Source organism: Streptomyces doebereineriae, from assembly GCF_031845645.1.
GTDB classification, from domain to species: Bacteria; Actinomycetota; Actinomycetes; order Streptomycetales; family Streptomycetaceae; genus Streptomyces; species Streptomyces canus.
In genome coordinates, this window is the sequence record NZ_JAVREZ010000014.1 from 193,748 (window position 1) to 207,070 (window position 13,323).

Annotated in this window: 15 protein-coding genes; 3 read left to right on the top strand and 12 right to left on the bottom strand. The window is 67.3% G+C overall.

Annotated features, from left to right (window positions below; all coding sequences use genetic code 11):
• Positions 1-60 precede the first annotated feature (60 nt).
• The 4 genes from RNB18_RS34105 to RNB18_RS34120 all read right to left on the bottom strand — a co-directional run bounded on the left by RNB18_RS34105 (position 61) and on the right by RNB18_RS34120 (position 5,197).
• A complete protein-coding gene (locus RNB18_RS34105; RefSeq protein WP_311717955.1) occupies positions 61-2,286 on the bottom strand; it encodes a phosphotransferase family protein in 2,226 nt (741 codons plus the stop codon).
• 176 nt (positions 2,287-2,462) lie between these two features.
• Positions 2,463-3,419 (bottom strand): GntR family transcriptional regulator, encoded by a 957-nt coding sequence (locus tag RNB18_RS34110; protein WP_311717956.1) that lies wholly within the window; start codon positions 3,417-3,419, stop codon positions 2,463-2,465.
• A 162-nt stretch (positions 3,420-3,581) separates the two neighbouring features.
• On the bottom strand, positions 3,582-4,367 hold the full coding sequence (locus RNB18_RS34115) for an HAD family hydrolase (protein WP_311717957.1): 786 nt from the start codon (positions 4,365-4,367) through the stop codon (positions 3,582-3,584).
• Entirely contained in the window at positions 4,316-5,197 is an 882-nt protein-coding gene (locus RNB18_RS34120) for a FadR/GntR family transcriptional regulator (RefSeq protein WP_311717958.1), read from the bottom strand. The genes RNB18_RS34115 and RNB18_RS34120 overlap by 52 nt, the downstream gene beginning before the upstream one ends.
• A gap of 169 nt (positions 5,198-5,366) precedes the next feature.
• On the opposite strand from RNB18_RS34120, the gene RNB18_RS34125 reads away from it, so the two are divergent.
• Positions 5,367-5,555: a hypothetical protein gene (locus tag RNB18_RS34125; protein WP_266517371.1), complete on the top strand. Its 189-nt coding sequence runs from the start codon at positions 5,367-5,369 to the stop codon at positions 5,553-5,555.
• A 35-nt stretch (positions 5,556-5,590) separates the two neighbouring features.
• Here the strand turns inward: RNB18_RS34125 and RNB18_RS34130 are convergent, their stop codons facing one another.
• Positions 5,591-6,508, bottom strand: a complete 918-nt coding sequence (locus RNB18_RS34130; RefSeq protein ID WP_311717959.1) for a winged helix-turn-helix domain-containing protein — start codon at positions 6,506-6,508, stop codon at positions 5,591-5,593.
• A 185-nt stretch (positions 6,509-6,693) separates the two neighbouring features.
• Here RNB18_RS34130 and RNB18_RS34135 point away from each other — a divergent pair, with 185 nt between their 5' ends.
• Positions 6,694-6,879, top strand: a complete 186-nt coding sequence (locus tag RNB18_RS34135; protein ID WP_057608742.1) for a hypothetical protein — start codon at positions 6,694-6,696, stop codon at positions 6,877-6,879.
• A gap of 211 nt (positions 6,880-7,090) precedes the next feature.
• On the opposite strand, the gene RNB18_RS34140 is transcribed toward RNB18_RS34135, so the two are convergent.
• The 4 genes from RNB18_RS34140 to RNB18_RS34155 form a co-directional block, all read right to left on the bottom strand.
• On the bottom strand, positions 7,091-8,353 hold the full coding sequence (locus RNB18_RS34140) for a GNAT family N-acetyltransferase (RefSeq protein WP_311717960.1): 1,263 nt from the start codon (positions 8,351-8,353) through the stop codon (positions 7,091-7,093).
• 54 nt (positions 8,354-8,407) lie between these two features.
• On the bottom strand, positions 8,408-9,058 hold the full coding sequence (locus tag RNB18_RS34145) for an HAD family hydrolase (protein ID WP_311717961.1): 651 nt from the start codon (positions 9,056-9,058) through the stop codon (positions 8,408-8,410).
• An 80-nt stretch (positions 9,059-9,138) separates the two neighbouring features.
• Complete coding sequence (locus RNB18_RS34150; protein ID WP_311717962.1) at positions 9,139-9,996, bottom strand: winged helix-turn-helix domain-containing protein; 858 nt, start codon at positions 9,994-9,996, stop codon at positions 9,139-9,141.
• Between the two features lie 71 nt (positions 9,997-10,067).
• Entirely contained in the window at positions 10,068-10,697 is a 630-nt protein-coding gene (locus RNB18_RS34155) for an RsiG family protein (protein ID WP_311717963.1), read from the bottom strand.
• A 158-nt stretch (positions 10,698-10,855) separates the two neighbouring features.
• Here RNB18_RS34155 and dtd point away from each other — a divergent pair, with 158 nt between their 5' ends.
• The gene (gene dtd / locus RNB18_RS34160; protein ID WP_311717964.1) at positions 10,856-11,281 is read left to right on the top strand and encodes a D-aminoacyl-tRNA deacylase; all 426 of its coding nucleotides are present in this window, start codon (positions 10,856-10,858) and stop codon (positions 11,279-11,281) included.
• 15 nt (positions 11,282-11,296) lie between these two features.
• Here the strand turns inward: dtd and ygfZ are convergent, their stop codons facing one another.
• The 3 genes from ygfZ to RNB18_RS34175 are packed head-to-tail and all read right to left on the bottom strand — an operon-like array spanning position 11,297 to position 13,318.
• Positions 11,297-12,262: a CAF17-like 4Fe-4S cluster assembly/insertion protein YgfZ gene (gene ygfZ, locus RNB18_RS34165; RefSeq protein ID WP_311717965.1), complete on the bottom strand. Its 966-nt coding sequence runs from the start codon at positions 12,260-12,262 to the stop codon at positions 11,297-11,299.
• 10 nt (positions 12,263-12,272) lie between these two features.
• Complete coding sequence (locus RNB18_RS34170) at positions 12,273-12,710, bottom strand: Fur family transcriptional regulator (RefSeq protein WP_057608747.1); 438 nt, start codon at positions 12,708-12,710, stop codon at positions 12,273-12,275.
• A gap of 32 nt (positions 12,711-12,742) precedes the next feature.
• On the bottom strand, positions 12,743-13,318 hold the full coding sequence (locus RNB18_RS34175) for an FABP family protein (RefSeq protein WP_059206787.1): 576 nt from the start codon (positions 13,316-13,318) through the stop codon (positions 12,743-12,745).
• Between the last annotated feature and the right edge of the window lie 5 nt (positions 13,319-13,323).

Sequence of the window (13,323 nt, forward strand, 5' to 3'; positions counted from 1 at the left end):
GTGAGCTGGGATGCCGGACTCGCGAAACTACGCACGTCGCCTCGCAGACCAGCTTCTGGGTCATGCCCCTGAGTGATTCCCGGCCGGGGCCTTCTCCTGATCCACATGCGGGAGCGCAAGCGCGAGGTACGGGTTGGCCGTCGACTTGGCCCTGATCCCCAGCGTCGCGGTCGCCGCGTCCAGAGTCATGGCGTAGGTGTCCACGGCGCGGCTGACGTTGGGGGCTTCAAGACTGTCCCGGGTCACCAGCCGGTCCAGGTCCACATAGGCGGAGCGCACGGTCTCGATCCAGCGGTAGACGCGCCAGTCGAGACGCCAGCCCCTCGTGCAGTCCTCCGGCAGCAGCTGCGACCACCGGTCGAACATGCGCGTTCTGATCTCGGGGAGGGTCGGCGTCAGGTGCATGTGGCGGACGAGGTCGTACAGAGGGTCGCCCACCATCGCCATCTCCCAGTCGATCAGCGTCAGTCCCGTGCCGTCCTCCCGGCGGATCATGTTCCACGGGTTGAGGTCTCCGTGGAGAAGTACGGCACGTCGAGGCGTCACCATGTGCCGGCGGAGAAGCTGTTCGAGGCGAAAGCTGTTCGTGGGAAGGCCGAGTTGCCCCGCCAGCTGAAGCGTCTCCTTCGGCAGTTCCGACACCATCCGGATCAGTTCGCCGCACAGTTGCTCATGGAACCCCGCGACCGGCGCGTACCAGTCCTCGGCAAGTTTCGCGCAGTCAACTTTTGTGAGGGCGTGGAGCTGGTTCACGAGGTCGTCCGCCTCGTGCGGCAGAAGACCGCTCGCGGGGTGATCGGGATACCGGATCTCACCCTCCGATCCCTCGAAGGAGTGGATGGTGAACTGGTCTCCGAGTTCACTGGTTCCCAACGCCAGTACACGCGGCGCGCGCACCGCCACGCCCGAGTCCTCGATCGCCCGCAGCACGACGTGCTCGTTCAGGAACCGCCGCTCACGTGAATTGCCGGATCCCACCTTGCGCCGCACCATCACCGGGTATGGCACGCCTTCCACCCGCACCGCCGTACTGAGATGTGCCGTCCCCTTGAACACTCGGTCGGCCGAGGCGGCGCCCTCCTCGAAGAGCGCTTCCTGTACCGCCGCCGCCGGGAACTTCGGATGCTCGGGGACCCTGGGATCACGTACCCAGGAGATCGACGAGACCGCACGGTCACGGCTGTGGCGCTTGCCGTGGGAAACGTTCCAGCGGAAGAGAATGCGCTCGATGGCCTTCTCGTCCGGAACGTTCTTCAGCCGCAGGGGTTCCTCGGCCACCTGCAACGCCCAGTACACCGCCTCGGTCGCGGCGTCCAGGTCCTTCTGGTCGAACGATTCACCCAGAGATGTGGCGGCGCGCATCACGTCCGGGTAGACCGACTGGGCGCGCTCGAAGGCCACATAGTGCCGCAGGTCGCGCTCCAGGCCGTTGACGGCCTTGGGGCGCCTCAACGCCATCGCCGAGCGCCATGCGTCGACAGCCTCGTCCCACTGCCCCTCGGGGTAGCCCATGCGCACCAGATGGGTGGCGAGGTCGTGCAGCGGGTCGCCGTAGGTCGCCAGTTCCCAGTCGACGCAGATCAACGGGGGACCCGACTCGTACGACACGATGACGTTGTCGCGGTGCAGGTCCGTGTGGAGGAGGCTGAAAGGGCGGCTGATCATCGCGGGCACGCGCTGGGCGAACCGCACCATGGCGTCCTCGGGGATGCCCAGCATCGCGAACAGTCCGCCGAACCTGTCCCAGTTGCGCTGGCGGACCTGCGTTTCCGTCGCCAGGGCCAGCGTCCGCAGAAAGGCCCGGCTGTCCCGGCTGGACCGGGGCCAGGCCTGCGGCAGGGACGGCAGCTCTTTCCTGCCGACCTGTGTCATGTCCGCCAGCAGTTCGGCGAGAGCCCGGACCAGATGCTGGTCCACCGGCTTGCCGTTGGGACAGACACTCGACAGGGGTACGCCGTCCACGTAGCTCATGAGCGCGATGTCGCCGTATTTCAGCAGGCACCGCGGCACATGTGGAAGGGCACCGCCGATCGCCTTGAGGATTCCCGCCTCGTCCTGCCAGGTCCGGATCACCACCGGCAATGCGGAACGCTGACGCTCACGCACCATGACGAACTGGTGATCCGTCAGCGGACCGAGCCAGGGCGGGAGCGGGACGATGTAATTCAGGTTGTGGTGACCGCGGGTGAGTCTCCCCGCCGTCCTGGCGTGAGAAACCAGCTCACCGAGTGCCTCGCGGGCCGCCCGCACCGCGAACGCGGTAGCGGGCCCGGATGGACCACCCACGGGCACTCCTGAGCAACTATGCAGCGCCTCCGATTTTCATGCGCAGCACGAGAGGGACCACACTGTAGTGCCCAAGTGACCCCGGCGGGGCTTATTCGGGACTTGCTACCCGGATGAAACAGTCTTCACTCCTGGGGTTCACACCGTTCGAGGAATGTAACGAACAGCGACCTCGGTCAAGACGGTTCATAACGGCGCCAACAGGAGTCGAACCATTCCTGCCAGCTCTTCATGAACACGGAGCCGATGGCGTTGGGATCACCCTCGTCATAAACGAGCCGAATCAGGGTCGACCCCAGTCCCAGGACGTCCCAGGCGTCGACCTCGGTGTCGTCCTCCATCAGGATCCTGCGCTCCACGATCTTGTAAGGACCGATCAGCCCTTCGACACCGTGCCGCAGATACAGCTTGTGGGTCGGAACAAGCGGCACCTCGCGGACGGAGACCACCACGTCGGGCACCAGTCCATCCGTCTTGAGGTTGCGCAGGGCATCGCGCAGGGAGGAGGTGTGCCGTCGGATGATCTCCCGCGTACGCGCCTGGAGGATCCGGTCCAGCTCCTTCACGTCGTCGGTGGAGTCCACCGGCACTCTCGCCCGCGGATAGGGCAGTTCGGTCGACTCGGAAGGCAGCAGTATCCGGACAGCGATGCGCTCAGGGGCGGGAATCTGCCCGTTGCGGATTGCATCGGCCTGCACCCGCATGTGGGTGTCGAGGCTCTCCGAGGTGAACGTGAAGACATCCAGTTCCACGACGGACTGAGCGAAGGCGCGTGCGACGAAAGGTCCGAGTGCCACACGGCCAGGGGACACCTTCGGCTGCGTCGTCACGTGGATGGGGAGCGTCACCCGAACCTTCGAACCGCTGCCCTGACGGGATTCGATCCAGCCTTCGGTCTTCAGCTCCTCCAATACGCGCTGGATCGTGTCCCGCGAGACCTCGAACTCGTCGGCCAGAGCACGCTGCGGGGGCAGGTGGTAGCCCGGTCGGTACTCGCCATCGGAGATACGCGACCGCAGCGTTGCCAGGATGGTGGCCCCTTTGCCGCGTTCTTCACTCACACCGCGACGGTACCTCCCCCTCCGGCCATGCAAACCACTTTCGGTCCGCAGACAGTCAAACCCGTCAGCCAACAGCCCAATATTTGAAGGGTGGTTAGTCGATCAAGCGGTCGGGGCACAACCAGATTTGAGGCAACCAGTCCAATTGGACCGCAAGTTGATCAGCCTCATGGAAGTGGACGGGGGGTTGACCGCATGGTGGACCGGTTACGTGCACATGGTGCGGTCGGCAACTCAGGAAAGCTTGCGCAGGACTTCCAGCACCTGCTCCAACGAGCGCACCACGACCTCGGCACCAGCACCCCTGAGGACTTGCTCCTTCTCCGCATTACGCGCGTAGCCGAGGAACGACACCCCGGCCCGCTGGGCGGCCTGGAGGTCCGTCGCGGTGTCACCGATCATCAGCGTGGCCGACGGAACGGCGCCCATGGCCTTGATGGCCTCTTCCAGGCAGTGCGGGTTCGGCTTCATCAGATCGAGGTTCGCCGTGCGGCCGTAGACGTGGGGGAAGCAGTCCGCCAGTCCGCGGCTCTCGACGTATGCCGCTGCCGCGACTGCCGCGTTGTTGGTGGTGATCGCGAACCTGACCCCGCGCGCCGACCATGTCCTGATCAGCGGGTCGGCATGCGGGGTGGGCATCGCCTTGGAGACGGCCTCCAGTTCGCGCCGAGTGAGCCACTCCTCCAGCGCGAGAACCAGATCGCTGCCGCGATGCCGTTCATGGACACCGCGCAGCGCTACGTGTGGATCGTCGCCGGATCGTTCCTGCGCGGTCAGGAGGGCGCCCATGCCCAACCCGTCGATCATGGCGACCAGTTCCCCGGCTATCTCATGCGCCGGATACCCCGCGAACAACTGGCACATCGGCCCGTCCATGTCCCAGAGCACGTACCGAGCGGAGGAGACCAGTGATGCGAGTCGTGTTGTCTCTGCTGTCACCGGTTCAGTGTGCGTCGTTTCAGGAGTCACTAGGAGAGTGTCAGGTCCGTCGTGATGGTTTCCCAGAGGGCGTCGAACCACTTCTGCGATTGAACGACGAACGCGGCGTCACGCTCGCCGGCGTTCTTCGCGAAGGAGAAGAGGAGCGATTCCGTGCCGAGGACGTCGTACATGTCGAGAATTCCCGCATCCGTGGCCTCCTCCCGGCGCGCGACCATGTAGTACGCGATCAACGCCTCCGACTGGTTGAGCAGGTACAGCTTCACCGGTGGGGTGAACGGCAGGGCGCGGAACCTGACCTTGACGTCGATCCCGTGGGAGGAACGCAGCGCACGGAGGTTGTGTCGCAGCACGTGGCCCTGGGCGTTGCGCATCTCCAGCCAGCGCTGGTGGACCGGGTTGTCGTCGTCGGGAGCCTCCACCGGTACGGGGAAGGCCAGGTTGATGTCGCGGGAGGGCAGCAGGATGCGGACATCGATGGACTCGGGGTGGATCCGGCCCTCGTGGATGAGGCGCACCGGTTCGCTCAGGGCCACCATCAAGGTCTCCGCCGTGAGGCAGGCCGCGTCGATCCGGACCTGTGGGCTGGAGAAGGCGTCCGTGAGGCGGGGGGCCAGGCCGACCATCGTCGGCTGCGGCTCCCCCGCCGACCCTGGCACCCGCTCCGCGATCCGCGGCGGACTCCCCTTGCTCACATTGCTGAGCAACCCGTCCTCCTGCAGTGCGCGCAGCGCCTGGCGGACCGCGCCCCGCTCCACGCCGAACTCCTCCGCGAGTTCGGCCTGGGTGGGGAGGCGGTCGCCCGCCCTGAGGTCACCCACGCGGATGCGTTCCCGCAGGGTGTCGGCGATTTCCTGGGGCGAGAGCCTTCTGCTGCCGTTCACTGCCACGTTCTCCTGGGTCACGACCAAACGTTACAACTCCAATCCATCTATGGGGAGTTGTCTGGAAGTTGTTTATCAACCCCAACCAAGTGGGGACAACATAGGCAGAGTTGGTTGCCAACTTGGATGAGTTGGCGGAAGTTTTACCTTCTCGTCGCCCGCCTCGCCCGCCCGTAAGTCCGAAGGGGGAACCAACATGCCGGCCCTCGCCATCCTCTCCGCCGTCTTCGTAGTCGGCGTCGAGCAGACCCTGCAGTGGAAGTACGGCGCCAGCGGCATCATCGGGATGCTTCTGCTCACCATCGGCATCAAGGCCAAGAACCCCGCGATCAGTTCGACCGGGGCCGTGGTGCTCGCTCTGCTGGTGGCGGGGCCCGCCCTATGACCCGAACGCGCCCGGATCCGCCACTGTGGGAGACGTCAGCTCGTGAGCGCCAGCTCCGAACTGATCGTCTCCCACAGTGCGTTGAACCACAGGTGGGACTGCTCCACGAAGGTCGTGTCCCGCAGGCCGGCGCCCTGTTCGAAGGCGAACAGCATCGACTGGGTGCCCTCGGAGTCGTACAGCTCCAGGTGCTCGTGGTCGATCTCCTCCTTGCGGCGCGTCAGCGTGTAGTACGCGAACAGCGCCTCCATGCCGTTGAGGAGGTACAGCTTCACCGGTGGTGTGAAGGGCAGGGCGCGGAAGGAGACGTGGACGTCGATGCCGTGCGTGGCACGCAGGGCCAGAAGGTTGTGCCGGAGGACCTGCCCCTGCGCGTTGCGCTGGGCCAGCCAGCGCTCCTGGACCGGGTCGTCGTCGCCACGGTCCTCGACGGACACCGGGAAGGCGAGGTCGATGTCCCGGCCCGGCAGCAGGACGCGGACGTCGATCTTGGCCGGATTCAGTCGTCCGGCGTGGATCTGACGCAGCCCCTCACCGATGGCGAGGTTGAGGGACACCGACGTCAGACACAGGGCGTCTATCTCGACGTGCGGGGCCGCGAAGGCGGTGGCGATCCGGGGACCGAGGGCGACCATCGTGGGCTGCGGGGCGGCTCCGGGGCCGGTGGGCGCCCCGTTGAGCCCCAGGTCGGGGGCGACGGTCGCCGGGCTTCCCTTGGAGACGTTGGTGAGCAGGTGTTCCGTCTGCAGCAGGTGCAGCGCCTGCCGTACGACCCCGCGCTCGACGCCGAACTCGTCGGCCAGCCGCGCCTGTGTGGGCATGCGCTGACCTGCCCGCAGCGTGCCGGACCGGATCCGGGCGCGGAGCTCGTCGGCCACCTCGCGAGGTGACGTGTGTGGCCGCTGTGACCTCTTCCGTCCATTGACGGAGGCGTGTTTCGGGTCCACAACCAAACACTACAACTTCCCGCCATCTTTGGGCAGTTCACCGGAAGGTGGTTATGAGCCGCATCCAAGCGGAGATAAGTACAGTGAAGTTGGTCGCCAACTTGAGCAACCTTGAGAAACATGGTCAAAACTTCACAAGGTTGGCCACCTCGGCGGCCGACAGGGGCCACCGTCCCGAAGGGGGGACCGTCATGCCGTTCATCGCAGTCGCCATCGCCGCCCTCGCCGTCGGCTTCGAGGCACTTGTGCAGTGGAAGTGGGGTGCGATGGGCATCGTCGCGTTCGTCGCGCTGACCATCGGCGTCAAGTCCAAGAACGTCGCGATCGGCGGCATCGGAGCGGTCATCCTCGTGATGCTGCTCGCCCAGTCCGGATGACGCCCGCCCGCCGGGCCCAGGATCCGGCTGATCGGGCTCCCTTCCGGAGGGGAGCCGGGAGCCCGGTCGGTCTGCACAGTCACAACTGAACACCGACAACTGAACAGCAGCGACAGCTGCACACACCGCACAGCCACAACTGAACAGCCACAACTGAACAGCTCGCTACGGATGCGAAGCAACAGCCCACCCGTCCCCGCCAGAAGGGAGCTCAGAACATGTCCGGGCACCAAGGACGCCTGGATGTATACAGCAGGGCGTCGGCCCCCCGGCCGGCGCCCGCTCGTTCTTCCCGCACTCGCCCGAGCGCCACGAGCCGCGCCACCGACTCGTCACCGAGCCACAGCGTCGCCAACTCCCGCACGTCCAGCGTGAGATCGGCGCTCTGCGTCGTCGCCGTACAGCTGGCCCCGGCGGGCGAGGCCTCCAGCCGGTACCGGCCGCCGGCCATCCCGGAGCCGTCCACGACCTCCAGCACCAGCGCGCCCTCACCCTCGTACGTCCGCGCCTCCAGGGCCCGTACGACATCCAGGATCCGCACCCACAGCCAGTCCGACTGCATGGTGATCCCGGCCGCCCGGGGGTTGAGCAGCAGGTGCGGGAGCAGGTCGTCGGGGGCCCGCCAGCCGCTCTTGACCCGCATGACCCAGTCGATCGAGCACAGGTAGTGCCACAGGGCACGCTCGGCGGCCGGAGTCGAGGCGATCAGGCTGCGCACGCTCGCCGTGTTCAACGGCTGCATGGTGTCGGCCCACTTGTCGTCCACCTCGTACGCCATCAGCCCCTCGACCGTGCCGTCCGCCGCCCGGTACACGGCGAAGAACGGCTCGGTCCACTTCGGGTCGGGGCGTACGGCCCCCGTATTGAGCTGCCAGAACCAGTCGTCCCGGCTGATCGCCCCCGGCGTGGCACGGCGCATCCGGTCGTGCAGTTCCGGACCGAGCTTGCGTACGTCGCCGGCCTCCACCAGCTCGATACGGCCGCCGGCCAGATCCGGGCCACGGGGGTCGAGGCCGGCGCGCGTGACGTCGATCGTCCACTCGGCGGCCGAGGTGGCGGGGCCGAAGCCGTGGCGGCCGTAGATCCGGTACTCGGCGGCGATCAGCGTCGCCAGGACGTCTCCGCGCTCCTTCGCGGCGGCGAGGTCCTGGTTCATCATGCGGGTCAGGAGCCCGCGCCGGCGGTGGGTGGCGGTCACGGTGACGGCGGTGATCGCGTCGGCGGCCACGAACTCACCACCGACCGCCGTCACCTCCTGCGCGAAGGACCGGAAGGTCGCCACGCAACGGTCCCCGTCGAAGGCCCCGAGCAGCCGCCCCGGCTCGAACTGGCTACTGCGGGCCTCCAGTTCCGCCTCCGACACGGCCGGCTCCCGCAGAAACCCGGCATGCACGGCACGCAGCCATTCGGGGTACTCGGCCTCGGTGATGGGTCGGACGTCTATGTCGTTGATGTGAGAGTGCGCGCGGGTCATGAGGTCACGGTAGGCCGACGGCGTGGATGGTGTCGTGCGGAAATTCGGGGCAGTTCAGGTGGACCGGATGACGTCCAATACCTGTTCCAACGAACCCACGACGACCTCGGCCCCCGCGTCCCTCAGGAGCCCCTCCTTGGACTGGTTACGCGCGTAGCCCAGGAACGCGACACCCGCCCTGCGCGCAGCCTCGAGGTCCGTCGCCGCGTCGCCGAACATCAGCGTGTCCGAGGGAACGGCTCGCATTGCCTTGATGGCCTCTTCCAGGCAGTGCGGGTTCGGTTTCAACAGATCGAGGTTCGGCGTGCGGCCGTAGACGTAAGGGAAGCAGTCCGCCAGCTGACGGCTCTCGACATACGCCGCTGCCGCGACTGCCGCGTTGTTGGTGGTAATCGCGAACCTGACCCCGCGCGCCGACCATGTCCTGATCAGCGGGTCGGCGTACGGGGTGGGCATCGCCCTGGGAACAGCCGACAGTTCGCGCCGGGCCAGCCACTCCTCCAACTCGAGGACCAGGTCACTTCCCCGGTGTCGTTCATGAACGCCACGCAGGGCTTCCTGGGGGTCGTTGCTTGATCGTTCCTGCTCTGTCAGCAGGGCACCCATACCCAACTGATCGATCTTCTGCATGAGTTCCCCGGCTATCTGATGCGCCGGATACCCCGCGAACAACCGGCAGATCGGACCGTCCAGATCCCAGAGCACGTACCGAGCGGAGGAGACCAGTGATGCCAGTCGTGCTGTCTCTGCTGTCACCGGTTCAGTGTGCGTCGTCTCAGGAGTCACTAGGAGAGTGTCAGGTCCGTCGTGATGGTTCCCCAGAGGGCGTCGAACCACTTCTGCGATTGCTCCACGAACGCGGCGTCACGCTCGCCGGCGTTCTTCGCGAAGGAGAAGAGGAGCGATTCCGTGCCGAGGACGTCGTACATGTCGAGAATTCCCGCATCAGTGGCCTCCTCCCGGCGCGCGACCATGTAGTACGCGATCAACGCCTCCGACCGGTTGAGCAGGTACAGCTTCACCGGTGGGGTGAACGGCAGGGCGCGGAATCTGACCTTGACGTCGATCCCGTGGGAGGAACGCAGCGCACGGAGGTTGTGTCGCAGGACGTGGCCCTGGGCGTTGCGCATCTCCAGCCAGCGCTGGTGGACCGGGTTGTCGTCGTCAGGAGCCTCCACCGGCACAGGGGAAGCCAGGTTGATGTCCCGGGAGGGCAGCAGGATGCGGACATCGATGGACTCGGGGCGGATCCGGCCCTCGTGGATGAGGCGCACCGGTTCGCTCAGGGCCACCATCAGCGTCTCCGCCGTGAGGCAGGCCGCGTCGATCCGGACCTGTGGGCTGGCGAACGCGTCGGCCAGGCGGGGCGCCAGGGCCACCATCGTCGGCTGCGGGCCCCCCTGAGTGACCGGCACCTCCGCGGTCCGCGGCGGACTCCCCTTGCTCACATTGCTGAGCAACCCGTCCTCCTGCAGCGCGCGCAGCGCCTGGCGGACCGCGCCCCGCTCCACGCCGAACTCCACCGCGAGTTCGGCCTGCGTGGGGAGGCGGTCGCCCGCCCTGAGGTCACCCACGCGGATGCGTTCCCGCAGGGCGTCGGCGATCTCCTGGGGCGAGAGCCTTCGTCCGCCGTTCACTCCCATACGGGCTCCTCATATTCGGCCAACCCCTAGCCTGCGCCGCAGAGACCCCGTGGAGAGGGCGATCAGAAAACCTAGGTCAGCAGATCCGCCACCCGCGCCTCGCCCTCCCGGTACCGCCGCGCGATCTCCCCGCTGCACTCGTCCGCCGTCCGCTGCAACCGCTGCCGCCGCCCGGACACCTGCTGCTCGTACCGCACGAGCCGACCCATCGCGGTGCTCAGTTCCAGGTCGGTCCGCGCGGACAGGTCCGACAGCTCGACCTCGGCGAGCGTCTCGGCGGCCAGCAGCCGGTACTCCTCGCTGTGCGGGGTGCCCAGCGTGACGTGGCGGGCCGAGGAGCGGTGGCGGGCCGGGGCGTCGGTGAGGATCTCCGGGAGCCGGTCGAACACCGAGGCCTCGGGGAGGTGCTCGAGCACCGAGCCCGCGCCCGTCGGGGACCGGCGCAGCAGTTCCGCGCGGAGGATGTCGATACGGCCCTGCAGCAGCCGTCGGACGTAGCTGAGGTCGGCCTCGTCGCGCTGGGCGTCCCGGCGCAGAATGCGCAGCTCGGGCAGGCTCAACGTGGCGAGATCATGTTCGATCGGATCTGGGGGCAGCAGGTGACTGTCCGTACGCTGCGCGGGCGGCCGGGGTGTCTCCGGCTCCGCCCTGTGGGCAACGCGGACGGGCGGCCCCTGCTGCCCGGTACTCGGTGTGCTCATGCGCCTCTACCGTCCCCTCGACCGGCGTGTGGAAGCATCGTGCCACCCCAAGTGGCCGCTATGTGACCGAGTGCCCCCGAACGGCCCCAGATGGGGGGTTAAGGATCAAAAATAAACCCGAACACGGGTACTTCCTGCGCGACCGGCATGATGGGCACATGCGTGCAGTGGTACAGAGGGTGGACGGCGCGAGCGTCGTCGTCGACGGTGAGACGGTCGGGGAGATCAGCGGCGAGGGGCTGTGTGTCCTGGTCGGGGTCACCCACGAGGACACCAAGGAGAAGGCGGCCCAACTCGCCCGCAAACTCTGGACGGTGCGCATGCTGCACGACGAGAAGTCGTGCAGCGACATCGACGCCCCGCTGCTCGTGATCAGCCAGTTCACCCTGTACGGCGACGCCCGCAAGGGCCGCCGCCCCACCTGGAACGCCGCCGCCCCCGGCGACATCGCCGAGCCGCTCGTCGACGAGGTCGTCGCCCAGCTCCGCTCCCTGGGAGCGACGGTGGCCACCGGCCGCTTCGGGGCGCGGATGCGGGTGTCCCTGACGAACGACGGCCCGTTCACGGTCCTGCTGGAGATCTGACCCTTCGCGGTGGTCCTACGGCTCCACGACGACTTCCTGGGCCGCGGCCGTCGTGTCGGCGACGAGGCGCGCGTCCAGGGGGACGTTCCGCTTGACCAGGGCGAGCGCCACCGGGCCGAGCTCGTGGTGCCGTACGGACGTGGTCACGAAACCGATCTTGCGGCCGTCGGGCCCCTCGTCCGCGAGCCGGATGTCGGTCCCTGCGGGCGGCAGGTGCACCTCGCTGCCGTCCAGGTGCAGGAAGACCAGGCGCCGCGGGGGCTTGCCCAGGTTCTGCACCCGGGCGACGGTCTCCTGCCCCCGGTAGCAGCCCTTCTGGAGGTGCACCGCGGTGCCGATCCAGCCGAGCTCGTGCGGGATCGTGCGGTGGTCGGTCTCGAAACCGAGGCGCGGGCGGTGGTGCTCGACCCGCAGCGCCTCGTAGGCCAGCAGGCCGACCGCGGGACCGGACTTCTCGGCGTACGACTCCAGGTCGGCGCGCGGCAGGAAGAGATCGCGGCCGTACGGCGTCTCGCGTACGACGACCCCCTCCGGCACCTCGGCGATGGAACCGGCGGGAAGGTGGACGATGGCGAACTCGTCCGTGCGGTCGGCGACTTCGACCCGGTTGAAGAACTTCATCGACTCCAGGTAGGCGACCAGCGCCCCCTGGGTGCCGGGTTCGACGTGCGCCCAGACGGTCGTGCCGTCGTCGACGAGATACAGGGCGTGCTCGATGTGACCGTGCGCGGAGAGGATGAGCGCCTCGGTGGCCTGGCCCGTCGGGAGGTCGCTGACGTGCTGGGTGAGCAGCAGGTGCAGCCAGCTGAGGCGGTCGTCGCCGGTGACGGACACGACCCCGCGGTGCGAGAGGTCGACGAATCCAGTGCCTTCGGCGAGGGCGCGCTGCTCGCGGAACAGGTCGCCGTAGTGCGCGGCGACACCTTCGTCCACACCCTCGGCGGGGACGGCACCGGGCAGGGACAGCAGAGGGCTCTTCATATGACTAAGCCTACGACTCGGTAGTTGAAGCCTTGAGAGAACAGTCCTTGCAGCGGCCGAAGATCGCGAAGTGCTTCATGTCGGTCTCGAAACCGAACTCCTGCCGGAGCTTCGCGGTGAAGTCGGCGGCCACCTTGATGTCCGCCTCGATGACGTTCTGGCAGTCGCGGCAGACCAGGTGGATGTGATGGTGGCGGTCGGCGAGGTGATACGTCGGCGCCCCGTGCCCGAGATGGGCGTGGCTGACCAGACCGAGCTCCTCCAGGAGCTCCAGGGTCCGGTAGACGGTGGAAATGTTGACCCCCGACGCCGTCTTCTTCACTTCCGTGAGGATGTCGTCGGGGGTCGCGTGCTCCAGGGTGTCCACAGCTTCGAGGACAAGCTGGCGCTGCGGGGTCAGCCGGTAGCCGCGCTGCCTCAGGTCGCTCTTCCAATCGGTGCTCACCACACCGGAAAGTCTATGACCACTCGGCGGAAGGCTTACTTGAAGAAGGCGATCCCGTCGTCCGGAAGATCGTCGGGCAGGGCCTTGGCCCAGCGCTCGACCTCCTCCGGGGTGACGACCTTCTTCAGGTGGGCCGACATGTAGGGGCGCAGCTCGACCTCGGGGGTCTGCTTCTCACCGACCCACATGAGGTCGCTCTTGACGTAGCCGTACAGACGCTTGCCGCCGGTGTACGGCCCCGAGGCGGCCGTACGCGCGACGGCATCGGTCACCAGGTCGATCTGCGGCTTCTGGGCGGCCATCTCGCCGTACCAGATCTCGACGACACCGTCGTCGCGGACCATCGTCACCTCGACCTTGCGGTCGGCGTCGATGCGCCAGAAGCCGTGCTCGGACTCCAGCGGGCGGACCTTGTTGCCGTCGTTGTCCAGCACCCAGGTGTGGGACGCGTACTCCAGGAAGTCCCGGCCGTCATGGCCGAAGGTCACCTCCTGGCCGAAGTTGCACTTCTCCGAGCCGGGGAAGTCGTGCACGCCCGCGCCCGCCCAATTGCCGAGCAGGAAGGCGAGCGGGACGAGGTCCTTGTGGAGGTCGGACGGGATCTCGATCATGAGTG

What these genes read in the sequence shown, in the direction of transcription:
- RNB18_RS34125 (WP_266517371.1), top strand. Translation starts at nt 5,367, where the DNA reads ATGCCGGCCCTCGCCATCCTCTCCGCCGTCTTCGTAGTCGGCGTCGAG.
- RNB18_RS34135 (WP_057608742.1), top strand. Translation starts at nt 6,694, where the DNA reads ATGCCGTTCATCGCAGTCGCCATCGCCGCCCTCGCCGTCGGCTTCGAG.
- RNB18_RS34140 (WP_311717960.1), bottom strand. Translation starts at nt 8,353, where the DNA reads ATGACCCGCGCGCACTCTCACATCAACGACATAGACGTCCGACCCATC.
- RNB18_RS34150 (WP_311717962.1), bottom strand. Translation starts at nt 9,996, where the DNA reads ATGGGAGTGAACGGCGGACGAAGGCTCTCGCCCCAGGAGATCGCCGAC.
- RNB18_RS34155 (WP_311717963.1), bottom strand. Translation starts at nt 10,697, where the DNA reads ATGAGCACACCGAGTACCGGGCAGCAGGGGCCGCCCGTCCGCGTTGCC.
- dtd (WP_311717964.1), top strand. Translation starts at nt 10,856, where the DNA reads ATGCGTGCAGTGGTACAGAGGGTGGACGGCGCGAGCGTCGTCGTCGAC.
- ygfZ (WP_311717965.1), bottom strand. Translation starts at nt 12,262, where the DNA reads ATGAAGAGCCCTCTGCTGTCCCTGCCCGGTGCCGTCCCCGCCGAGGGT.
- RNB18_RS34175 (WP_059206787.1), bottom strand. Translation starts at nt 13,318, where the DNA reads ATGATCGAGATCCCGTCCGACCTCCACAAGGACCTCGTCCCGCTCGCC.